This is a genomic window from Bacteroides sp. 51 (assembly GCF_010500965.1).
Lineage (GTDB): Bacteria > Bacteroidota > Bacteroidia > Bacteroidales > Bacteroidaceae > Bacteroides.
The window spans coordinates 134479-157869 of sequence record NZ_QVMI01000005.1 but is presented as its reverse complement, the minus strand read 5'-3'; the positions used below and the strand labels follow the sequence as shown (position 1 = coordinate 157869).

Annotated in this window: 21 protein-coding genes, 1 tRNA gene and 1 pseudogene; 14 read left to right on the top strand and 9 right to left on the bottom strand. The window is 42.4% G+C overall.

All coding sequences use genetic code 11. The features are described from left to right. Positions 1–90: 90 nt before the first annotated feature. The 4 genes from D0T87_RS06460 to D0T87_RS06445 all read right to left on the bottom strand — a co-directional run bounded on the left by D0T87_RS06460 (position 91) and on the right by D0T87_RS06445 (position 5745). A complete protein-coding gene (locus D0T87_RS06460; RefSeq protein WP_163173971.1) occupies positions 91–3111 on the bottom strand; it encodes a TonB-dependent receptor in 3021 nt (1006 codons plus the stop codon). Between the two features lie 222 nt (positions 3112–3333). Beyond that, positions 3334–3696 (bottom strand): type II toxin-antitoxin system RelE/ParE family toxin, encoded by a 363-nt coding sequence (locus D0T87_RS06455; RefSeq protein ID WP_163173969.1) that lies wholly within the window; start codon positions 3694–3696, stop codon positions 3334–3336. Then, positions 3693–3944 (bottom strand): hypothetical protein, encoded by a 252-nt coding sequence (locus D0T87_RS06450; RefSeq protein WP_163173967.1) that lies wholly within the window; start codon positions 3942–3944, stop codon positions 3693–3695. Before D0T87_RS06450 ends, D0T87_RS06455 begins: the two co-directional genes overlap by 4 nt. A 145-nt stretch (positions 3945–4089) precedes the next feature. After that, complete coding sequence (locus D0T87_RS06445) at positions 4090–5745, bottom strand: DUF6377 domain-containing protein (RefSeq protein ID WP_163173965.1); 1656 nt, start codon at positions 5743–5745, stop codon at positions 4090–4092. 435 nt (positions 5746–6180) lie between these two features. Here D0T87_RS06445 and metG point away from each other — a divergent pair, with 435 nt between their 5' ends. The 8 genes from metG to D0T87_RS06405 all read left to right on the top strand — a co-directional run bounded on the left by metG (position 6181) and on the right by D0T87_RS06405 (position 15639). Continuing rightward, positions 6181–8244 (top strand): methionine--tRNA ligase, encoded by a 2064-nt coding sequence (gene metG / locus D0T87_RS06440; RefSeq protein WP_163173963.1) that lies wholly within the window; start codon positions 6181–6183, stop codon positions 8242–8244. 125 nt (positions 8245–8369) lie between these two features. Beyond that, positions 8370–9830: a lipopolysaccharide biosynthesis protein gene (locus tag D0T87_RS06435; RefSeq protein ID WP_163173961.1), complete on the top strand. Its 1461-nt coding sequence runs from the start codon at positions 8370–8372 to the stop codon at positions 9828–9830. After that, entirely contained in the window at positions 9827–10876 is a 1050-nt protein-coding gene (locus D0T87_RS06430; protein ID WP_163173959.1) for a hypothetical protein, read from the top strand. Before D0T87_RS06435 ends, D0T87_RS06430 begins: the two co-directional genes overlap by 4 nt. A gap of 4 nt (positions 10877–10880) precedes the next feature. Then, positions 10881–11828 (top strand): glycosyltransferase, encoded by a 948-nt coding sequence (locus D0T87_RS06425; protein ID WP_163173957.1) that lies wholly within the window; start codon positions 10881–10883, stop codon positions 11826–11828. A gap of 2 nt (positions 11829–11830) precedes the next feature. After that, the gene (locus D0T87_RS06420; protein ID WP_163173955.1) at positions 11831–12667 is read left to right on the top strand and encodes a phosphorylcholine transferase LicD; all 837 of its coding nucleotides are present in this window, start codon (positions 11831–11833) and stop codon (positions 12665–12667) included. Then, positions 12664–13593, top strand: a complete 930-nt coding sequence (locus D0T87_RS06415; RefSeq protein ID WP_163173953.1) for a glycosyltransferase — start codon at positions 12664–12666, stop codon at positions 13591–13593. Before D0T87_RS06420 ends, D0T87_RS06415 begins: the two co-directional genes overlap by 4 nt. A 38-nt stretch (positions 13594–13631) precedes the next feature. Then, positions 13632–14894: a glycosyltransferase family 4 protein gene (locus D0T87_RS06410; protein ID WP_163173951.1), complete on the top strand. Its 1263-nt coding sequence runs from the start codon at positions 13632–13634 to the stop codon at positions 14892–14894. Next, positions 14887–15639, top strand: a complete 753-nt coding sequence (locus tag D0T87_RS06405; protein WP_163173949.1) for a glycosyltransferase family 2 protein — start codon at positions 14887–14889, stop codon at positions 15637–15639. Before D0T87_RS06410 ends, D0T87_RS06405 begins: the two co-directional genes overlap by 8 nt. Here the strand turns inward: D0T87_RS06405 and D0T87_RS06400 are convergent. After that, complete coding sequence (locus D0T87_RS06400) at positions 15616–16314, bottom strand: NAD-dependent deacylase (RefSeq protein WP_163173947.1); 699 nt, start codon at positions 16312–16314, stop codon at positions 15616–15618. The two genes, D0T87_RS06405 and D0T87_RS06400, sit on opposite strands and share 24 nt — an antisense overlap. 204 nt (positions 16315–16518) lie before the next feature. Between D0T87_RS06400 and D0T87_RS06395 the strand changes: the two genes are divergently transcribed. From D0T87_RS06395 to D0T87_RS06375, 5 genes are all read left to right on the top strand, one after another. Continuing rightward, positions 16519–17103 (top strand): FKBP-type peptidyl-prolyl cis-trans isomerase, encoded by a 585-nt coding sequence (locus tag D0T87_RS06395; protein WP_163173945.1) that lies wholly within the window; start codon positions 16519–16521, stop codon positions 17101–17103. Between the two features lie 18 nt (positions 17104–17121). After that, positions 17122–17991, top strand: a complete 870-nt coding sequence (locus D0T87_RS06390) for an FKBP-type peptidyl-prolyl cis-trans isomerase (RefSeq protein ID WP_163173943.1) — start codon at positions 17122–17124, stop codon at positions 17989–17991. 168 nt (positions 17992–18159) lie between these two features. Next, on the top strand, positions 18160–18624 hold the full coding sequence (locus tag D0T87_RS06385; RefSeq protein WP_163173941.1) for an Lrp/AsnC family transcriptional regulator: 465 nt from the start codon (positions 18160–18162) through the stop codon (positions 18622–18624). 7 nt (positions 18625–18631) lie between these two features. Beyond that, the gene (locus D0T87_RS06380) at positions 18632–18943 is read left to right on the top strand and encodes a DUF4491 family protein (protein ID WP_163173939.1); all 312 of its coding nucleotides are present in this window, start codon (positions 18632–18634) and stop codon (positions 18941–18943) included. Positions 18944–19159: 216 nt separating this feature from the next. Continuing rightward, positions 19160–19233, top strand: a tRNA-Ile gene (locus tag D0T87_RS06375). 770 nt (positions 19234–20003) lie between these two features. On the opposite strand, the gene D0T87_RS06370 is transcribed toward D0T87_RS06375, so the two are convergent. After that, entirely contained in the window at positions 20004–20261 is a 258-nt protein-coding gene (locus D0T87_RS06370; protein ID WP_163173937.1) for a helix-turn-helix domain-containing protein, read from the bottom strand. Positions 20262–20429: 168 nt separating this feature from the next. Then, complete coding sequence (locus tag D0T87_RS06365; protein ID WP_163173935.1) at positions 20430–20708, bottom strand: helix-turn-helix domain-containing protein; 279 nt, start codon at positions 20706–20708, stop codon at positions 20430–20432. A gap of 593 nt (positions 20709–21301) precedes the next feature. Here D0T87_RS06365 and D0T87_RS06360 point away from each other — a divergent pair. Next, positions 21302–21829, top strand: coding sequence for a dihydrofolate reductase family protein (locus tag D0T87_RS06360; protein ID WP_163173933.1), 528 nt, complete (start codon positions 21302–21304; stop codon positions 21827–21829). An 80-nt stretch (positions 21830–21909) separates the two neighbouring features. Here the strand turns inward: D0T87_RS06360 and D0T87_RS24535 are convergent. Both D0T87_RS24535 and D0T87_RS06355 read right to left on the bottom strand, forming a co-directional pair. Beyond that, positions 21910–22100: pseudogene (locus tag D0T87_RS24535) on the bottom strand (DNA-binding protein); the annotation flags it as partial. A gap of 265 nt (positions 22101–22365) precedes the next feature. Further along, a complete protein-coding gene (locus D0T87_RS06355; RefSeq protein ID WP_163173931.1) occupies positions 22366–23196 on the bottom strand; it encodes an RteC domain-containing protein in 831 nt (276 codons plus the stop codon). Positions 23197–23391 lie beyond the last annotated feature (195 nt).

Here is a 23391-nt window from a genome sequence, read left to right as displayed (position 1 = left end):
GTTTATAGTTTATGAGTTTATAGTTTATAGCTTTTGAGTTACTATACGGCAGCGTATTCTGACTACTAGCTACTTACTTCTAGCTACTGATTAAAAATTAATGTTTACTCCAAAGATCATAGTCAACGGTCTGGGGTAGAAGTCATTATCTACACCGCCCGAAACTTCCGGATCAAGTCCGTCATATTTAGTAAAAACTACAGGGTTCTGAACGGAACCATATACACGTCCACTCAAAGGCGCTTTGAATATCTTTTTGAATGACCATCCCAGTGTGATATTGTCTATGCGGAAGAACGAAGCATCCTGCACGTAGTAATCGGACAATACTTTCTTTGTCTGGAAGTTGGTATCAAAGGCTGTTTTTACGCGGTTAGACAGGAACTCATTCGCATATACGCGGGGTGCACCAACCTCAGCATTGTTGGCTGCAATGGCGTTGTAGTTGTAATTGCCGATGCTTCCGTGACCAGCCACAGAAAGGTCCCATGCTTTCCAGGTTAACTTGGTGTTCAAGCCGAATGTCCAGTCGGGGGTTGGTTTATGATGCAGATAAAGGTCGTTTTCATTGATCTGCCCGTCGTTGTTACGGTCTTTATAGAGTCCCTCGATGGGCTTGCCGTCTGTATCGTAAATCTGTTCATATACATAGTACATGCCTGCCGGATTGCCTACGGAGTGGGCCATGAGTTGGAAGCCACCATCACCACCGGTATTTCCGTAGCGGCGGAGTGCATTTTTATTGTCGCCGTAGCTCAGTTCTATAATCTCATTCTTGTTATAAGCAAAGTTTCCACCGATTTCCCACTTCCAGTCTTTCTGGTCTATAGCAATAACATTGACTGAGAATTCTGTTCCGATATTCTTTAATGAACCGATATTGGCTACTACATATTCGCCAAAGTTTGTTCCTGCAGCCACTTTAGTTTCGGCGTTGATCAGGTCTTTAGTCTTGCGATAATATACATCGAGTGCCCCACTGATTCTGTTATTCCAGAAGCCGTAGTCAATACCAATATTATAAGTGGTGGTAGATTCCCATTTCAGGTCGGGGTTGAAAGAGGTAGGGCGCATCACTGATATCCAGTTGGGTGTACCATTGTTATAGCCACTTATATAATTGGTCTGATTTCCAACGGCATATTGGTAACGGCCCAGATAAGGGTAGTCTCCCTGATTGATGTCTTGTTGTCCGGTAACACCCCAGCCCAAACGAAGTTTCAAATCGCTTACGACTTTAGAGTCTTTCAGGAAATCTTCATTGATTACCCTCCAGGCAAGAGCTGCCGATGGGAATAATCCCCAACGGTTATCTTCATGGAAACGCGAAGAACCGTCATTACGCAAGGTGAAAGTGAATAGGTATTTATCTTTAATGGTATAATTCAAGCGACCGAAGAAGGAAACGAGGTAGTTCTCTGTTTCGTAGCTATTGATGCTTACAACCTCAGGATTGCCCTCTTCGTCGAACTTGGAGATGCGGTAATCGTGGTTGTTTCCTTTACGCCAGTAGTGTTGCCAGGAATATCCACCCATAACGTCAAAACGGCTACTGAGAAAGTTGAGGTCTTTTGCGTATTGCGCATAAAAGTCAAGCAGACTGTTGCGGCGGGTCTGTTCCCAGTTACCATCGTATCCACCATTCAGGAAGTCGGTAGGCGCAAATTCGGGAATGTACTTACCACCTTCGCTGCTCGAATAGTCTAAACCTAAATTCAGGTTCAAACGTAATTCGGGTAGGAAGTGTACTTTGTAGTCAAACTGAGCGCTACCAATAAAGTTATATACTTCCGATTCATCGTTTGAGAGTTCAAGCATGGATACGGGGTTCTTGGTAGCCACACCGAGTATATTGCCGTCGGTACCTGTCCAGGTATAGAAACCACCATAAGGACTGTCCGTATCGTACACCGGCTTGGTGGGGTCCATAGCAACCGCCGCTCCGATAGATCCCTGATTAGCAAAACGGTTCTTGATATACATACCTTTACCGTTGAGGTTCAGCTTCAGGTGATCCTGAAATAATGAAGGAGTCAGCATAATGCTGGCCGTATAGCGTTCCATATTGGACGTTTTCAGGATACCATTAAGATTGGTATATCCGGCAGATACACGGTAAGGTAGTGCATCTTTGATTGAGCCGTAAACGCTCAGGTTATGTTCGGTGCTGACGGCGGTACGGAATATCTCGTCTTGCCAATCGGTATTGGCGGTTCCCAGCTTACCCATTACTTCATCGTAGTTGGTAGCGCCGGTAAATGTTTCCTGTACAAAGGCGCGGAATTCGTCGCCGCTCAGTACATCGACTTCATTGACACGCACACCTACAGATACATTGCCATCATAAGTGATGCGGGGCTTGCCGCTACTACCTTTACGGGTAGTGATCATAATTACCCCGTTAGATGCACGGGAACCATAAATGGCCGTGGCCGAGGCATCTTTCAGTACGGTAAATGATTCAATATCGGTAGGGTTAATGGCGCTCAGCATATTGCCGACACCACCAATACCTTGATTATCCAGAGGCACGCCATCAACAATGATAAGTGGGTCGTTACTTGCGGAAAGAGAGGAACCACCACGAATACGAATGGTTGCACCGGATGATGGGGAACCGCCGCCATTGGTAACCTGTACGCCGGCAATCTTACCTACAAGCATATCTTGTGCGTTAGGAGCAAGTCCACGAACGGATGGATCGGCTTTTACCGAGCTGAGTGAACCGGTGGCATCGCTTTTACGTACTTGTCCGTAACCGATTACAACGACTTCGTCGAGCAGTTCGGTATCTTCTAATAAGGTTACATTGATTTGGGTTTTACCGTTGCAGGCAACTTCTATGGCTTTATACCCGATAAAGGAGAATTCAAGTATGTCTTTCTGGGGGTCTACTCCGGTGATCTGGTAATTTCCGTTATAGTCTGTAATTGAACCGACAGAGGTTCCTTTTACCAAAACATTGGCACCGATAACCGGCTCTCCGGTGGCATCTTTTACCGTACCGCGCACAGTGGTTTGCTGTGCCCATACACTTACCGAAAAGAATAACCCTACCATCAAAAGAAAGAATGGCCTGAGAAATGTTCTTTTTCTTTTTGCGACTTCCATAATTATTAGATTTTAGTTCAATGAATATGTGCTGCGCTACTCATCAGGCAGCGATACAAATATCCGGGAAAAAAGCAAGGGGAAGGGTGGCGACTAAAAGAAATCTAAATGCAGCAAAGAGGTATATTGCTGAATATCAAAGGAATGACAGGTTAAAGGAAGGGCAAAAATCTAAATGGGATAGAGATGGGGATAGAAAGAAATCCGGTTAATTGGAGGGGATTACCGGATCTTTTTATATTCTACCTGTGGTTCGCATACCCAATCGCTACCGGTACTAAAGATATGTACCAGATGTTCCGGCCGCTGGCGGCAGTCGAAAACGGTGGCTACTTTTACAATGTCATCTTCGACCCAGTAGATGATTTTATAGTTGGGAGCATCTATGCAAGTTCGGAAACTCTGGGGAAAGGATTCCAAAAGGGGCTCGAGGTATCCGAGGTTGGGATGGGTACGGAGAAGTTCTGCAGAACTCCAAATATCGTAAAGAATACGATCGGCTGTTTTTAGACCTGCTTGTTGTGCATACCAGGTATGGATTCTAGTCAAATCCATCTCGGCACGAGGTGACCAACGTAATATCATCTGAGTATCCCTAGTTTACCAAAAACTTCCTCGCTGGTATAGAAACGTCCATTCCGGTCATCTTCCAGAACCTGTTCAATAATACTGTGCAACTCTTCCTTGGAAGGAGCAAACGGATAGTCGGCAGTGGTGGGGCATTTCACTGAGGCAAGATATTCCCCGATGTTCTGGAGTACTTCTTCATCTTCGATTTCGTTGATGTTACGAATCAGTTTGTGGCGGAGGGCTTCTAATTCGGCTTTATTCATGGTTTGTATGTTAGTTTATGCGAAGATACACATTTTACATCTAATATTTCTGTTTTCAATTTACAATTATTCGCCTCATTTCTTGAAGAATAGGACCGGTTGTTACTGATCCGGAAACAGTTTTGTTTCAGTGCAGAGAGCTGATTTAATCAGCTCCGAAAGAGCCGATCTTCATCACTTCCTCCTCGAACGTTTCTTTATAAAGTGATTTATTACGCAATTTGGAACGGTAAGTATAAATCGTGGTAATAGAGTAACGCAGGAAGCCGGCGATCTTTTGGCTATCATTAATACCCAACCGGATGAGTGCAAAGATACGAAGTTCGGTAGTGAGGTGTTCGTCTTGCTTGGGCACGATTCGTTCTGTCGCCGGAAGCAGTGTATTGAAACGGTCGACAAAATCGGGGAAGATGCTCAGGAAGGAACTATCGAAGTTTTCATAAAATTCTTTGAGTTCATCTTCGATAAACTGATTGGATTTAAGCGTCTTATAGAGTTCTTCCACTTTGCCCGAGGCCGCTTTCTTGTTCAGCATCCGGCGGTAGGCTTCCAGCTTATCAATGTAGGCAGAGCAAAGCCCAAGGAAACGGCCGATATATTCTTCTTTAATATGGTTCGCCTCGGTCAGGGTATGATTGGTTAAGCGTTGCTGGTTATTGGCTTCGGTTAGTTCGTGGTTAAGATGTTTCAGTTCTTTATTCACTTCGATCACCCGGCGACGTGCACGAGCCACTTTGCGTATCTGGAGAATGACATAGACCACCGCCACGAGAAGGAACACGGACAGGATGCTGATGATTAAAAGAAGAACCTGCAATTCCTTGCGTTGTGCTTCCTTTTGCTTCTGATATGCACTGTCGATGATGGGGAGCATTTTCGATGCCTGAATATTGCGCAAACGGGCATTGAAGAAGTTGGCATCTTCCATGCTTATTTTCATGTAATGGTCGGCACGGGCAATATGCCCTTCTTCGTACAAGAGTTCGGCCAGTGCGCGCAGGGAGTTATTCTCTTTTACCACCGCCTGTATGTCGGATATGGCACTCTTCAGGAGGTAGATTTTACGTTGCTGCGGATCGCCGCTGCACTCATAAACGAAAGCCAGGATGGAGGTCAGGACCGAATAATCTCTTGTGCCCGATTGACGATTCCCGAGGTAAGTCAACAGCATGCGCTCGGCATCTTCCAACCGTTGTTGGTCTATAAGGCGGGGAACCATCACGATGGTGTATTCGTAGGAACTTTCGGGCAGATAGTGCAAAGTCAGATCGCGGTAAACGTTCATTGAGTCCAGGTAGACGTACATATATTCATCACCCGACACATACTCGGCGCGGTAAAGGTATATGTTTTGCAATGAGGTGTAATATTCTGCCAGCTTATCATCGTGCAACCGCTGCTGGTCGACTTTCCGCAACAGGTCAATGGCTTCACTATACAGGCCGGTAAAGGCCAGGATGTTTGCTTTCCGGATCAGCGACTCATTCATCCAATCCGGATTGCCGGTACGTTGGGCAATATCCAGATTACGGTCGACGTAGTAACGGGCAGAGTCGCAGTTGTAAGATTCGTATTCCTGAAACAGGCGGCTATGCACGCGGTATCTGTCGGCCTCGGAGATGCGGGGATTGTTCAGTTCATCTTTAATCAGTTGTATCCGGTCGGTCTTCTGTTTTTCATACCTTCCGCTCTCGGCTATTGCTTTGTCTAAAGCCATGAGCAGGGAATCGGATGGCGACTTTGCGCAAAGGGAAACGGAAATGGATGTAAAAATAATAAAGTTAACAATATGGCGTTTCATAGGTATTGGTTTGAGGTGGCAAGTTATAGAAAAAATAGTGATTTCTCTATAAATGTATTGACATTTTCTTCTTTCCGAAGTGGCTTTGGTTTAAACTGAGTATTTCTTTGGTTTATTGAGCCGGTAGTTCAGGCGTATTTAGATGTACATCTAAACGGCCTCGACATGTACATCTAAATGGCGCCGACACCTACATCTCAAAGGGAGTAAGCTTATTACATTTCTGATTTCTGCCTGTTGCCCGGCAAATATCTCCTACTATTTATAAAGGTTCACAACGGTTTAAAGAAAAATGGACCCCCCAAGGTCACACTCTTTTTAGAATAATATCACTACCTTTGCGGGGCGGCAAGGTGCCGTACCCAGGCAGCGAGGCGCTGCACCCAAGCTTCCATGCGGACGGTTGCATATAAATGAAATAATAACAATACATATATGGGAAATAAATTTAAAAGAACCACCATCACTTCGGCATTGCCTTATGCCAACGGCCCGGTCCATATTGGCCATCTTGCCGGAGTATACGTACCGGCAGATATTTATGCACGCTATCTGCGCCTCAAGAAAGAAGAAGTTGTTTTTATCGGAGGCTCGGACGAGCATGGGGTGCCCATCACCATCCGCGCAAAGAAAGAGGGAGTTACACCGCAGGATGTGGTAGACCGTTTCCATACGCTGATCAAGGATTCGTTCGAGAAGTTCGGTATTTCGTTCGACATCTATTCGCGTACCACTTCGCAAACGCACCGGGAACTGGCTTCGCAGATTTTCCGTACCATATATGACAAAGGTGGATTCATTGAACAAAGCTCCGAACAGTATTACGACGAGGAAGTGCATCAGTTCCTTGCCGACCGCTACATAACCGGCGAATGTCCCCACTGCCACTCGGAAGGCGCTTATGGCGACCAATGCGAGAAGTGCGGAACATCGCTATCGCCCACCGACCTGATCGCCCCCAAAAGCACAATCAGCGGGAGTGCACCCGTGATGAAAGAAACCAAACACTGGTATCTCCCTCTCGATCAGCACGAAGCATGGTTGCGCAAGTGGATTCTGGAAGATCATAAAGAGTGGCGTCCCAACGTATACGGACAGTGCAAAAGCTGGTTGGATATGGGATTGCAACCCCGCGCCGTTAGCCGCGACCTCGACTGGGGAATCCCCGTTCCCGTAGAAGGTGCCGAGGGCAAAGTGCTTTACGTGTGGTTCGATGCGCCTATCGGCTATATCTCGAACACCAAAGAATTATTCCCCGACTCGTGGGAAAAATGGTGGAAAGACCCCGAAAGCCGTTTGGTTCATTTCATCGGCAAAGACAATATCGTGTTCCACTGCATCGTATTTCCCGCCATGCTCAAAGCCGAAGGAAGCTACATCCTGCCCGACAACGTACCGGGCAATGAGTTCCTGAACCTCGAAGGAGATAAAATCTCGACCTCGCGCAACTGGGCCGTATGGCTGCACGAATATCTGGAAGATTTTCCCGGAAAGCAAGACGTACTGCGTTACGTGCTTACGGCCAACGCTCCGGAAACGAAAGACAATGATTTCACCTGGAAGGATTTTCAGGCGCGCAATAACAATGAGCTTGTAGCCGTATATGGAAACTTCGTCAACCGCGCACTCGTACTTACCCATAAGTATTTTGAGGGTAAAGTCCCCACCGCAGGCGAACTCACCGACTACGACAAGGAAACCCTAAAAGAGTTTGCCGACGTAAAGACCGAAGTAGAAAAGCTACTAGACGTATTCAAGTTCCGCGATGCACAAAAGGAAGCCATGAACCTGGCCCGCATCGGTAACAAATACCTGGCAGATACCGAGCCCTGGAAACTGGCAAAGACAGACATGGACCGCGTAGCTACTATCTTGAATATCAGCCTGCAACTTGTCGCCAACCTGGCCATTGCTTTCGAACCCTTCCTACCCTTCAGCTCGCAAAAGCTGCGCGATATGCTGAATATGGAGAGCTTCGACTGGGCAGAGCTGGGACAAACCGACCTGTTCTCTGCAGGCCACGTTCTGAACAAAGCTGAATTACTGTTCGAGAAACTCGAAGATGATGTTATCGAAGCACAAGTGCAGAAGTTGCTTGATACAAAGAAAGCAAATCTGGCTGCCGCCGAAGGCGAATCCGGCTCCGGCGCCTCGCCGGCTGCGCCGGTTCGTGAGAATATCGAATTCGATGACTTCACCAAGCTCGATATCCGTGTAGGTACTGTATTGGAATGCCAGAAAGTACCCAAAGCAGATAAACTGTTGCAATTCAAGATCGACGACGGACTGGAAACACGCACCATCGTATCGGGCATTGCACTATATTACAAACCCGAAGAACTGGTAGGCAAACAAGTTTGCTTCATCGCCAACCTTGCACCACGCAAGTTGAAAGGCATTGTTTCCGAAGGAATGATTCTCAGCGCCGAAAACAACGACGGCAGTCTGGCAGTGATTATGCCCGAGAAAACCGTGAAGCCGGGTAGTGAAGTGAAGTAATTTACTATTTACCATTTACAATTTACAATTTGTTATTGAATCAATACAGTGGCGAAGGGTGACTGGAAATGGTAAATGATAAATAACAAATGGTAAATTGTAAATGGTAAACGGTAAATGACAAGGTGGGTGAAACGTTAAAAGATAAAACAGCCAAAGGATTATTTTGGGGAGGACTGAGCAATGGCGTTCAGCAACTACTAACCCTGTTCTTCGGAATCTTTCTGGCACGCATCCTGAATGAAGAAGATTACGGGATGGTGGGCTTGCTTACTATCTTTTCACTCATCGCCAGCACCTTGCAAGAAAGCGGATTCACAGCCGCCATCGTCAACAGGAAACAAGTAGATCACAAAGACTACAACGCCGTTTTCTGGTTCAACGCCGGGCTTAGCCTGCTTCTGTACCTTCTGCTCTTTCTGGCAGCACCACTCATCACCCTTTTTTATGAGCAGAACGACCAGTCCGACCTTTCCGACCTCACCGCACTGGCCCGCTATTCCTTCCTCGGCTTCTTCATATCCAGCCTTGGCATTGCCCATAGCGCCTACCTGTTCCGCAACCTGATGGTTAAACAGCGTGCCATCTCCTCAATCATTGCACTGACCCTTTCGGGCATTACAGGAGTCACGTTAGCCTACCTCGGATTCTCGTACTGGGGCATCGCAACGCAAAACCTGGTCTACATCGGTACACTAACCCTCTGCTTTTGGTATTTCTCGCCCTGGAGGCCATCCTTCCGGTTCGACTTCACCCCACTGAAAGACATGATCAGGTTCAGTTATAAACTTCTGATCACCAACATCTTCAACCACATCAATCACAACCTGCTAACCATTATACTAGGCAAATTCTACTCCGTCAGAGATGTAGGTTTCTACAATCAAGCCTATAAATGGAATGGAATGGGGCAACAAGCCATTCAAGGTATGATAAACGGAGTTGCCCAACCCGTCTTTGCCAGCGTTGCCGATGATATTGAACGACAGAAAAGAGTATTCCGTAAGATGCTGCGTTTTGCAGCATTCACCTCCTTCCCCGCCATGCTGGGACTTGGACTTATTGCCGAAGAATTGATAGTCATTGCCATAACCGACAAGTGGTTGCCCAGTGCAGGCATGATTCAGATACTGTGTATCTGGGGAGCTTTTGTCCCTATCATCCACCTCTACCAACAACTGATCATAAGCAAAGGAAAATCGCATATATTCATGTGGACAGTTATATCACTGGGGCTCATCCTGCTTGCATGCACCATAGCTGCCTACCCCTACGGGCTATACACCATGCTCATTGTCTATGTCGTAGCCAATATCTGCTGGCTGTTCGTATGGCACTTCTTTGTCCAAAGAGAAATCAGGCTCAATCTATTCGAAGCCTTATCAGACATTCTTCCTTATGCCCTCATCGCCGCCGGAGTAATGATTGCCACACATTACATCACAGAGCCAATAGCAAACATCTACATTCGTTTTGCAGCTAAAATAAGTATTGCAGCTTCGCTTTATATCTTCCTGATGTGGGCCAGCCGATCCGTTACATTCAAGGAAAGCATACAATACCTCACGAAAAGAAAGAAGGCATGAAAGACATAATAGAAGAATATAAAAAGCTGAACAGTTCTTTTCGGAAAACACTCATCTTCCATCTGGGGGTAGACTCTGGCTTCTTTGCCGAATATACCTACATGGTCAATGCCATGCTGTATTGCCTGCAACATAAGATACAGTTCAAAATCTACTCTGCCGATGCCAACTTTGGATACGATAAAGGCTGGACGGATTACTTCATACCCTTCTGCGAAGAGGTTACGGAGGAATTTCACCGGAAGCACAACATCCATACTGTTCCCAAATGGAATAAGATCCTTTCTTCAAGCTTAAAACAAAAAAGCATTCGACTGATAAAATGGAAATTAAAAACCATACTTATCAACTTCCGGGCATCTATACTTGCCCTGCAAACGTATAAAAAACGGGTATTGCTCAACCATAGCGTTCACTTCAATCACAACCAACACTTCCGGATTCCGGAATTAGGAATAGATGGCGACTATATCCACGCTTTCGGCATCATGGTAGATATCACCTTCCGCTTCAATAAAGAAACCACCGACGAATGCAATAAACTCATTTCCGGTCTGCAACTACCGCCCCACTATATCGGTTGCCAGGTACGGGGAGGAGACAAAGTAACAGAAACCGAACTTCTACCTCCGGAACATTATATTCATATCCTATCAAATCAGGCCAAAAACAAACCCGTATTTGTACTGACCGATGATTATGCCATATTTGCACGCTTACAGCAATTATCTCCCAACACCCATTGGCTAACACTATGCACTCCGGAGGAGAAAGGATATGTAAACAGCGCATTCACCCAAACTGGCTACATACAGAAAAGAAATAAGATGACTCGCTTCCTGGCCTCGATGAAAGTACTACTGGCATCAGACTATTTTATAGGCAGCATCACCACAGGTCCCAGCCTATTCTTACTAAAGAAACTATATCCAAATGCCCTCCCGGCAGATTGCGAACCCGAAGATTTACAGAAAGTTGCAGCACTTCCTATTACCGAACGTGGTGAAATTATGCAGAAATACTTAAATTCGCATTTATTATCCTAACAACATGACCCACCCACGAGTTTCCATAGTGATGTGTACCTACAACGGAGAACAGTTTCTGCGCGAACAACTCGACTCCATTATCGGGCAGACCTACCCTATCTATGAGCTTATCGTACAAGATGACGGGTCGGTTGATGGGACCATAGAGATCATCAGGGAATACGCAGAGCGATATGCCTTCATTAAACTATTTACCAACGAACGCCAGTTAGGATATAACCAAAACTTCCTGTCGGCCATACTCAAAGCCAAAGGAGATGCTATTGCCATTTCCGACCAGGATGACATCTGGCATACCCAAAAGATAGAAAAACAAATTGAAAAGTTGAACGAGGGGCATAGTATGGTATTCCACAACTCGCTCCTTTTCGAAGAGTCGCCACATACTATTCTTTCTGAGAGGCATAAAGAAGAACCCGTTGTTTCCGAACTCCGCCTCATATTAAAGCCTTTTATACCGGGGCACGAATGTTTGTTTACCCGTAAAGCCCTGCCAATCATCAAACGGCTCTATCAACAGGAACCCAATCTGGCATATGCCTATATCACAGCTTTGGTTTGCATTACACTCGGTCCCATATCTTATATTAACGAAGGGCTGGTTTATTGGAGAAGGCACCCGGAAGCTGCCACCCGGAAGAATAAATCAAAAACTTACAGTGCCTTTCATGGTATACTAATATCATTCGCCGCACTCTTCCAACAACGAAAACGGAATATACCTCAACGATATTTCAACGTAATCTATGCATTACCCTTCAAAACCGTTGCGGCACAGAAGGTGATTGTTTACATGCAGGGCAATACCATACAAATACTAAAAGCCTGCTTTGTTTGCGGGCGCCATGTTTCTGCTTTCTTTAAGAAAATATCCATAAGAAACCGGATAAAAGCACTTTTTACACCGTTACATCTCCTCAGAGATGCCGGCTTTTTAATCAGATCATAAAGATGGAAAATAAAATACTCACCGAATATAACAAAAGTCTACTCCGGAAATGCCAGTTGGTGCAATTGGATATTCTGACCGAAGTAGACCGGATCTGCCGGAAGCACAATATTACCTATTGGCTGGATGGAGGCACATTATTAGGTGCTGTAAGGCATAAAGGGTTCATCCCCTGGGATGATGACATGGATATTGCCATGCCTGTGGATGATTATAAAAGGTTTGCAGAAATCGCCCCTAAAGAATTCCCAGCACATCTTTTCCTTCAAACAGAAAAGACCGACCCGTCCATCATTAGTGTTTTACCCAAAGTACGCAACCTGAACTCTTTCTACGTAGAATTCAGAGATGATTTCAGTGCACCTTACCAGAAAGGTTTATATATAGACATTACGCCTTTCATTGGTTTTCCTACAAAATTTCAATCCCTAACGAAGAAGGTTACGCGGAGTTTATCGGTGGCCTATCATATCCTGCACAGTCAGCATTATTATACTTTCCGTGCCTTTGCAGAATTCTTTTACTTCTCTGTCAAATACCCTATTTGCAGAGGACTGTGGAGTATTTTACGTACCATCGGTGGAAAAGGCAAGTATTCTTCCTGCATCACACATACCAACGGTTATGGCATTATACACCTGAACAAAGGTATTTACCCTGTAAAGTCCATCACGTTTGAAGGCAGGGAGTTTTATGGACCGAATGATCCTGATCTATATCTTACCGAAGTATTTGGCGACTACATGACGCTACCTCCGGTAGAAAAGCGGAAAACACATGCCGCTTATATGAATCCGGAACTGATTAAAGGAATGACAGAGGAAGGAGTAACAGAATGAACAAGAAAGCATTATCACCCATTGCGATGTTCGTATACAACCGGGTAGACAACGCAAGAACAACCATCGAATTCCTCCAAAAGAACGAGCTGGCCTCCGAAACGGCTTTATATATATTCAGTGACGGAGGAAAGAATGAAGAGTCATGGAAAGAAGTAAACGAAGTAAGACGCTTTCTTCATACCATTTCCGGGTTCAAAGAGGTGATCGTCATAGAAAGACCGGAGAATATTTATCTGGAACGCAATATTATTGAAGGACTGAACCATGTACTTTCACGACATGAAACCGTCATCGTATTGGAGGACGACATCTGCACCTCGTCCGTATTCCTGACTTACATGAATGAGGCACTGGAGAAATATAAAGACGAGAAGAAAGTAATGCATATTGCCGGGTTTACCAACCTTGACATTCCTGAATACGGAGATACTTACTTCACCCCCCACATGTCGGGCGCAGGCGCCTGGGCTACATGGAAAGATAGCTGGCAATTGTTTACCCACTATACCACACGCGAAGAGGCTTTGGCAGGAATGAGTAAAGAAGATATCAATAAAATTGAATATGGAGGAGCATTCCCATGCCTGAAATCATTGGATAGAAACCCTATCCCCTGGGATATCTGTTGGGAAATAGCAATACATAAAAACAAGGGTCTATGCCTTACTCCCACCCATACCCTTATAAGAAATATCGGATTAGGAAAGGGAACACACTTTAATACGCTTCGTATCTTCGGTTGGTTCGAATATGACCGCCCATATCGAACAGAACGAATAATTCTAAAAGATATCCCCATTGAAGAGAACCCCGCAATTGAATCCATGTATGCTATAGCGCTTAAGGATCACGGGATGAGATATAACTGGCTGGGAAAAATCGTACGCTACATCTATAAAAAGGTTTTTAGCCGGAATAAGTAACGACTTTATTTTGTACTTTTGCAGAAAATATCCCTGTTATGAGAGTACTGCTTATCAATACTTCCGAGCGCATTGGAGGCGCAGCCATTGCAGCCAGCCGTCTGATGGAATCTCTAAAGAACAATGGAATCAAAGCAAAATTACTGGTTCGTGACAAGCAGACCGAACAAATCAGTGTGGTTCAATTGGAACGTAGCTGGCGGAACATTGTGAATTTTGTATGGGAGCGTGCAATAATATGGATGGCCAACTGGTTCAAAAGAAACAACCTGTTTGCCGTAGATATAGCTAACACCGGAACCAACATCACTTCCCTACCCGAATTCCAACAGGCAGATATTATTCATCTGCATTGGATAAACCAGGGAATGTTGTCTCTGAAAGATATACGAAAGATACTGCAATCAGGCAAACCTGTTGTATGGACAATGCATGATATGTGGCCCTGTACTGGTATCTGCCACCACGCCCGCGAATGTACTAAATACCAAAACGAATGCCACGAATGTCCATTCCTTTATAAGAGTGGCACAAAAGACCTGTCGTACCGGACTTTCCGCAAAAAAAAGAAGCTATACCAAACAGCCCCTATGACTTTTGTTGCTTGTAGTCGTTGGCTGGAAGGATTGGCTAAAAAGAGCGCATTACTTACCGGACAAACCGTTACCAGCATACCTAATCCAATCAATACTAACCTATTCAAACCTAGAAGTAAAGAAGAAGCACGGAGAAAACTGAACTTACCGAAAGAAATGCCACTAATCCTGTTCGGCTCCGTGAAAATTAAAGATGAGCGCAAAGGCATCCATTATTTCATCGAGGCTTGTAACCTGCTGGCTGCGAGATGCCCGGAACTAAAAGAGACATTGGGTATTGTTGCTTTCGGACATAAATCTGCTTATTTGGAAAACCAGATTCCCTTCCGGGTATATGCCCTGGATTATGTAAGCAACGAGCATGATATCGTAAATATCTATAATGCGGTGAACCTATACGCTACCCCATCACTTGAGGAAAATCTTCCGAATACCATCATGGAGGCTATGGCATGTGGTGTGCCTTGTGTAGGCTTTAACGTAGGAGGTATACCCGAGATGATTGATCACCTGCATAACGGATATGTAGCCCAATATAAATCGGCAGAAGACTTTGCCAATGGTCTGCACTGGACACTCATTGATTCGGAATATGCCATACTCTCCGAACAAGCCGTACGTAAAGTAGTCAGTAGCTATTCCGAACGAATTATCGCTAAAAAATATATCGACATTTATAATAAAGTAACAGGTACGCATGCATAATCGCCTCAACCCCAAGTTCAGTATTATCACTGTTACTTACAATGCCGAAAAGGTGTTGGAAGATACTATACAAAGTGTGATTGCACAAACCTATCACCACATTGAATATATCATCATTGATGGAGCTTCCAAAGATACAACACCGGCAATTATAGAAAAGTATCGTCCATACATCCACATCCTGGTAAGCGAGCCGGACAAAGGTATTTATGATGCCATGAACAAGGGTTTAGCGTTGGCCACAGGCGACTACCTTTGCTTTCTTAATGCAGGCGATAGCCTTCGCGAAGATGATACGCTGATGCGAATGGTACAATCCATCCACTCAACCGGGTTGCCTGATGTTTTATATGGTGAAACTGCGTTAGTCGATGAGCAACGCCACTTTCTGCGCATGCGTCGCCTTTCTGCTCCGGAAACTTTGACCTGGAAGAGTTTTAAACAAGGGATGCTGGTCTGCCATCAGGCTTTCTTTGCAAAACGCTCGCTGGCAGAACCTTATGACCTGCGATACCGCTACTCATCGGACTTTGACTGGTGCATTCGTATCATGAAGAAATCCAAAACACTCCATAACACCCAACTAACGATCATTGATTACCTTGAGGAAGGAATGACAACGGCAAACCGTAAAGCATCGCTCAAAGAAAGGTTCCGCATCATGGCTAAACACTATGGCTGGGCCAGCACTATATGCTACCATCTTTGGTTCGTACTCCGGTTACTGACGAAGCCGGGTCAATAACTCAGCAACCCCTTCCGATGCCCCCTTCCGGATAACCTCAATCTTACGGGAAGATTGAACATTTACTTCATTCGGGTCGATCAAGTAAACTTGTGTCCCAACAGGAGCATAATTTAACAACCCTGCTGCCGGATACACATTCATAGAAGTACCGATGATCACTAATATATCTGCCTGACTCACATAACTTGCAGCTGTTTCTATCATTGGTACCGCTTCACCAAACCACACAATATACGGACGCAACTGAGATCCGTCTCCGGCCAGGTCACCGATCTTTACTTCATATTCTTCCGGTTTCAATTCCTTGATATAACGGGAATCATTCGGTGCGTAACTGGAAGTTACTTTGGTTAATTCACCATGCAAATGAATGATATGACTACTACCACCCCGCTCATGCAAATTATCTACATTTTGCGTGATGATCGTCACATCATAATCTTTCTCCAACCTAGCCAACAGCCTATGCCCTTGGTTAGGCTCGACAGAAGTTAACTGTTTACGCCGTTCATTATAAAAACGTAACACCAGTTCCGGGTTACGTTGATATCCTTCGGGAGTAGCAACCTGCTCTACAGGATATTTATCCCACAACCCACCAGCATCACGAAACGTACTGATTCCACTTTCGGCACTCATACCCGCACCCGATAAAACAACTAATTTCTTCATAAGTCCATTTCAATTTATCGCCATCTGCACAGCAACCTGACAGCGGCACCTTGCCGCCCTTGCCGCATGCCAAAATAAGAAAAATTAATTAATTAAAAAGGGGATGATTCAAATAATTGATGTACTTTTGCCTTTTGTTATGCACAAATAGCTGAAAACGAAATGTTCAGCCCTGCATAAACAACTAAAAATCAAAAGAGAATAATGGATAAATTCAGTTATGCTATCGGCCTCGGTATTGGCCAAAACTTACTCAGTATGGGTGCACAAGGCATCTCAGTAAAAGATTTCGCCCAGGCTATCAGCGATGTACTTGAAGGTAACCCAACTGCCATCTCCCATCAGGAAGCCCGTGAGATTGTAAATACATATTTTGCAGAACTGGAAGCAAAAATGAATGCTGCCAATGTGGAACAAGGAAAAAAATTCCTTGAAGAAAATGCAAAGAAAGACGGAATTAAAACATTGCCAAGTGGACTACAATATGAAGTGATTGCTGAAGGAAATGGTAAACAACCTAAAGCAACCGATCAGGTGAGATGCCACTACGAAGGCACGCTGATTGATGGAACTCTTTTCGATAGCTCTATCAAACGTGGTCAGCCTGCTGTTTTTGGTGTAAATCAGGTAATCCAGGGATGGGTAGAGGCTCTTCAATTAATGACCGAAGGTTCAAAGTGGAGATTATACATTCCATCCGAGTTAGGCTACGGAGCTCAGGGAGCTGGTGAGATGATTCCACCTCACAGCACATTAATATTCGATGTAGAACTAATAGAAGTATTATAATAATTAATAAAAAGCAAAATGAGAAAAGTAAGTATTCTGATGGTAGCTGCCGTTGCAGCTAGCTTGGTATCATGTACGGCTCAAAGCCCAAAAGCAACGTTAAAAACTGACATTGACTCACTTTCTTATGCAACCGGTATGGCTCGCACAGAAGGTCTGCAAATGTTCCTGCTCCAACAAGGTGTGGACACAACTCATATGGCCGACTTCATGAGAGGTTTCAATGAAGGTTCGCAGAAAACAAGCAAAAAAGACATCGCTTACCTTACAGGTATGCAAATTGGTCAGATGGTTAGCAAAAACTGGGTAGAAGGTCTTAACCAACAAATATTTGGTACCGACACGACTAAAACCCTGAGCAAAAACGACATGATCGCAGGTTTCGTAGCAGGTGTTACCAATGACACTACCAAAATGACTATGCCGTTTGCACAAACTTATAGCCAAAGTGCTGTGGATAAAATCAAAGAAAAAGCTGTCATTGAACAATACGCTGATAACAAAGAAGCAGGCGAGAAATTCCTTGCTGAAAACAAGTCAAAAGAAGGCGTACAAACAACTGAAAGCGGATTGCAATATAAAATAATCAAAGAAGGTAAGGGTGAAGTTCCTACTGCAAGTTCAAGAGTAAAGGTACACTATAAAGGTACTTTGATTGATGGTACCGAATTCGACAGCTCATACAAGCGTAACGAGCCTACTACTTTCCGTGCCGACCAAGTAATCAAAGGATGGACAGAAGCATTGACTATGATGCCTGTTGGTTCTAAATGGGAACTTTATATTCCTCAGGATTTGGGTTACGGCTCAAGAGACCAAGGCCAGATCAAACCTTTCTCTACTTTGATCTTCGAAGTTGAATTGGTTGAAATTGAAAAAGCTAAATAAATAGCAAAACGCTATATTCTTCCACGTCGGGGGATCGCTGCGTAAGCAGCAATCCCCCGACGTTTTTTTATCTTTTCATGCAATTTTCCTACTTTTGTATAGGAAAAATAAAATAAAGTCCTATATTTGCTTACAATTTGATAACATAAGCATATAATCGTTGAATTTATGGAAAAAATAGACAACCTTGACAGGCAGATTCTGGACATCATTTCACAGAATGCCCGTATACCCTTTAAAGACGTTGCAGCTGAGTGTGGCGTTTCGCGTGCTGCTATTCACCAGCGCGTGCAAAGACTCATTGACCTGGGTGTCATCGTGGGTTCAGGGTATCACGTTAATCCTAAATCTCTAGGATACAGAACATGTACTTACGTTGGTATTACCCTTGAAAAGGGTTCAATGTACAAAGACGTAGTAGCACAATTGGAGAAGATCCCTGAAATCGTTGAATGTCACTTCACTACAGGTCCGTACACAATGCTTACCAAAGTGTATGCAAGCGACAATGAGCACCTGATGGAGTTGTTGAACAACAAAATGCAGGAGATTCCAGGTGTTACAGCTACAGAAACATTAATCTCACTGGAGCAAAGCATCAAAAAAGAGATTCCTATCCGTCTGGACAAATAACCAGACTATGGAATTTCTAAACGAATACCACCTCTCAGGATTATTTATCGGTATTTGTACTTTCCTCATTATAGGCCTTTTCCACCCCGTAGTGGTTAAGGCCGAATATTATTGGGGTATAAGATGCTGGTGGATATTTCTTGTGCTTGGCGTTATAGGTGTGGGCGTTTCGCTTTACGTGGAAAACATTCTGATCTCCTCTCTTTGTGGAGTATTTGCATTCTCTTCTTTCTGGACCATCAAGGAAGTATTTGAACAGGAGGAACGGGTAAAGAAAGGATGGTTCCCTAAAAATCCTAAACGCCGCTACAAGTTTTAACAACAAATTTCACCCATTTCTTGCATATTTCCACAGAAAGGGTTAATTTTGTATCCGCAATCTCAATTGCTAATACGGGCTTTTAGCTCAGTTGGTTAGAGCAACAGACTCATAATCCTGCGCTCGTTTGAAGTTGATACTTCGAAAATTGTGAAACAAAAAAATGTGAAACGAAACATATAAATTAGTAATTCAAAAACTGCTAATTTTTCGTAAGGGCTTTTAGCTCAGTTGGTTAGAGCAACAGACTCATAATCTGGAGGTCCTTGGTTCAAGCCCAAGATGGCCCACATTTTCAAAGAAAAAGAGTTACTTTCATAGGTGACTCTTTTTTTGTACCTGAACACCAAATGAACACAACTACCTCTTATCCTGTTAGGGTTACTTTTCTGTGCCATATTTCTATTTTATTGGTAAAACCTCATCAAATATAATAAATTTGCAATCATTCCCAAATTGGGTACTTTTCCAAGCACAAAAAATAAGATGCGAATAGGTCATGCAAGTTTTCTCCCCAAATATTCAAAGAATATTTGGATGAGAACCGGAGGCTTGAACTTGCTTGATCGTTATGAGCATCTTTACATTGTGTAGGAAAAGTATCCTAAATAAAAGTCCCACAGTCTACACCATGGGATTAAGGTTTTAAGGGTATCATAGACATAAGTTGTTATCCACTCTTTAAATAAATACATAATACATTATCTAGCTTTATATACTTTGTATTTATACCTACGAAAAATTATGGATTGAAAGATTTGCTCTAATTTGCTCACTCTAACAGTAAAGAAATGATTCTCATGAGGAGTTGCAGAGACAGAAATCGAACTGACTTGAATTGGCTTTTGCTGATGCCCTTTTAGGTAACCTAAAAGAATATATAAGTGCCACCAGGAATCGACTGCACCGCCATATCTAACTGATAATTAATTTATAAGAATGTAAAAACTTTACGTCTCGCTTACGAACATCTGTCTTATACCTGTTTCCGTATCACGGGAGTACGAAAAAAACGGTATCTTGTACCGTTTCACTCCAAATCCTAAATTTATTTTCGCAATCATTCTAATGTATAAGCCGGATGAAAATTCTCTTCTAATAGTTTATAGATTTCAGATTCCTTATAGATGATTTTTACGTTCAATCGGTAATACGGTATTTTGCCGGCTTGGCGATATCGTTTAAGTGTCCTTCGGTCTATGTGCAATAGTTTAGCCAGTTCAGCATCACTTAGGAATTTTTCATTTAGTAATGGATTTCTAAACGACGCATCGAATTTATCAAATTCGTCAATGATTTGTTGAAAGGAAATAGTCAAACTCCTAATCTTTTGTTCCTTTGAATTGAATGAATTTTCCATCATTTATTGATTCTTTTGTTTCTCATTCCCGAAGGTCTGCTTCTCTATAATAAATCTTGCTATCGAGTTTAAAGTAGGCTAATTATCCCGATATGTTTAGCGTATCTTCTTTAATTTCAACATAACTCACAATTTCCCTTTCTTTATCATGAATTGCTCCACTTCGGATGCTTTGTAATACACTCGGCCATTGTCATATGTATAATATGGCAATAACTTCTTTTGGCGATACCTAGCTACAGTTCTTTTAGTAACCCCAAGAAGTTGACACATATCATGATTATCCAATAAGATATCACCGTCAAAACATTTTTTTACCCGATTCATTCTTTCGAGGGTTTTATCAATCTTATCAAAACGTTCGATGATGATCTTCATCCATTCAGGTAAATCTTTATTTGTCATATCACACAGGTTTTAAAATCAGAGAGATACCTCAAGAATATCCCCCTGCTTGAATTGATATATGCAAATTTCAGACAAAAACGAATAAGTGATAAGGAGACTGTGGGTGTTTTTTTCTACGACCACCTTGAGAGGCTCTGCTATAAGGGGATTTCGAATAATCTTTTTCTCAAAACCAAGTTTATCCTAAGAATAAAAATATGGAAATATATATAGGAATAACTTTTAAAATTCTGAATAATGTTTCTCTACAAACAGGAAGTAAGAGAAAGAAATAGGAGAGCAAAGCAGATGAAATCAAAAGGATTAGCTATATTTGTACTAAGTATGAAACAACGGCTGGTGCCGTTTAAATAGTATCATGACGTTCGCTGAAACCCTACATAGAAAACTGGCACTTTTCAACATAAAACAAGGTAAACGAGGCGGCAGTAAATGTTCATGCTATACAAAGTATAGCGTGGACTTCTTCTGTTTTCGTTTACCAGGCATGCCAGTGCCTCTATGTCGGGATGGTTGGAGTACCACGCTTCTGCGTAAATATGACTTTAACTATATAAATAGCTAACATAACCACACAAGAAAAAATAAACATGAAAAAAATCATCCTTTACATCGCCTCATCTATAGACGGGCGTATCGCTGAAAAAGATGGCAGCGTAGACTTTTTATCACAGTATCCCATTACGGAAGAAAACAACTACGGTTACAATGAATTTATAGCCGGCATAGATACCATTATTATGGGTGGAAGAACGTATCGGGAAATGGTGAATACAGATATGGTCTGGCCATATAGCGAACAAATGACTTATGTGATTTCACATAATAATTGGGGGGATAAAGAAAACATCAGGTTCATTACGGAGAATATAATTGAGACTGTCAACAATTTAAGACAACAATCAGGTAAAAACATATTCCTTGCAGGTGGTGCAGAAATTGCCACCATGCTACTCAAATCAGGATTGATAGATGAAATGCATATATGTTATGTGCCTGTAATAGTAGGTGAAGGCATTCCTTTATTTGATGATATTCCAATGAGATCCCAATGGAAACTGACAGAGAACAACGCTTATGGAAATGGTTTGTTATTGGTCAAATATAAACGATTATAGGTTGGCATTGATATAAGAATGTTCGTCATGGTAACATAACACCTATATATTGTAACCTCGGATGCCTTGTAGTACGTTTAACCATCATCGTAGGTATAATAGGGAACAAGTTTCTTCTGTCTATACCTGACAAGCGTTCTTTTGGTTACCCCAAGGACTTAACACATATCATGATTATTGAGCAATGTATCACCACCAAGACATCTTTTACCCAACTCATCGTTTCAAGGTTCTCACCGATTTTATCAAAGCGTTCAATGATGATCTTCATCCATTCCGGTAAATCTTTATTTGTTATATCATACAGGTTTTAGAATCAGAGGAACATTTCAAGAATGCCCCTCTGATTGAATTGATATATACAAATTTCAGTCAAAACAGATCGGTGATAAGGAGGTTATGAATATTTTTTTATATAATTCTCTTAAAAAGCGCTATTGGAAGGGATTTTACTGATTAAATTTTTCATTAAATCAAGTTTATTTTAGAATGAAAAATATGGAAAAAACATAGAGGAATAGTTCTAATAATTCAGATTATTTCTTTTTCTTTCTCGTATTTATTCGTTTCATTCGCTCTAATAAAGCGTCCTTAAGACCATCAAGGAATGGTGTAGGCTCATTCCTCTCCCTCATTTCTGCAAAAGCACTGGAAATATTCCCCAAATCAATACCTAATAATTTCTGTATAACATACACTATTCTCTTTAATGGTATTTTTCCAAAAGCATGGAATGAATCAAGAGCATAAAGCAGTTCTATTAAATAAGTTTTCTTTGTCGCCCATGAAAGTTGCTGTTCTTCATTATGAGGTTTTTCTAATTCATTGAGACGCGTTTTTAATAAAACTTCCAATTGCTCATTCGCTAATAATTTAGCTCGTTTGTAATCTCCATTGGTTGAATATCTAGGCTCCCGTTCACTCATTTTTGGTTCAAGATATTGACGTCCCATTATCAGTTTATCACGTGTAAAATAAGAGACATCATTATGAGTGGCTCCTAAGCGATAATAACTATAAAATTCAGGTCTGCGATCAATGTAGTCCTGCAAATTCTCAAGTTCACGATTGAGATATTCACGCTGATTATGTACACCACTTATTGGATAATTCATTTCGATATTATAAACCTGACAATGATATATTAGCTGAGATACTAATTGAGGTTTTAGGTATTTGAAAAAGAATATTTCTTCATTTTCATCTTTAAACTGATAGCTTATTGTGAAATTTTTCAACTTTAGATTAGCATCTACCAAAACAAGAGCTGATAGAAAGGCTCTTTTAAGCATATCTTTTTCCATTGTTTCAATATCGCGAATCTTTTGTGCTGTGTCTTTGTTTAAGTTCCGAATGAAATCATTCATAATACATTCTTTATTATTTTTAGTAATATATAACCGAGTATTGTATTTGATAAAAATACAAAATAATCAGAACAAAATACGTCCTCAATTATCCACAAATGAATACTATTTTACTATTATTAGATATAAATACATATAACATTAACTATCTAAAAGATAATAATAAACACTTCTAAAAGTATATTTTATTATTTA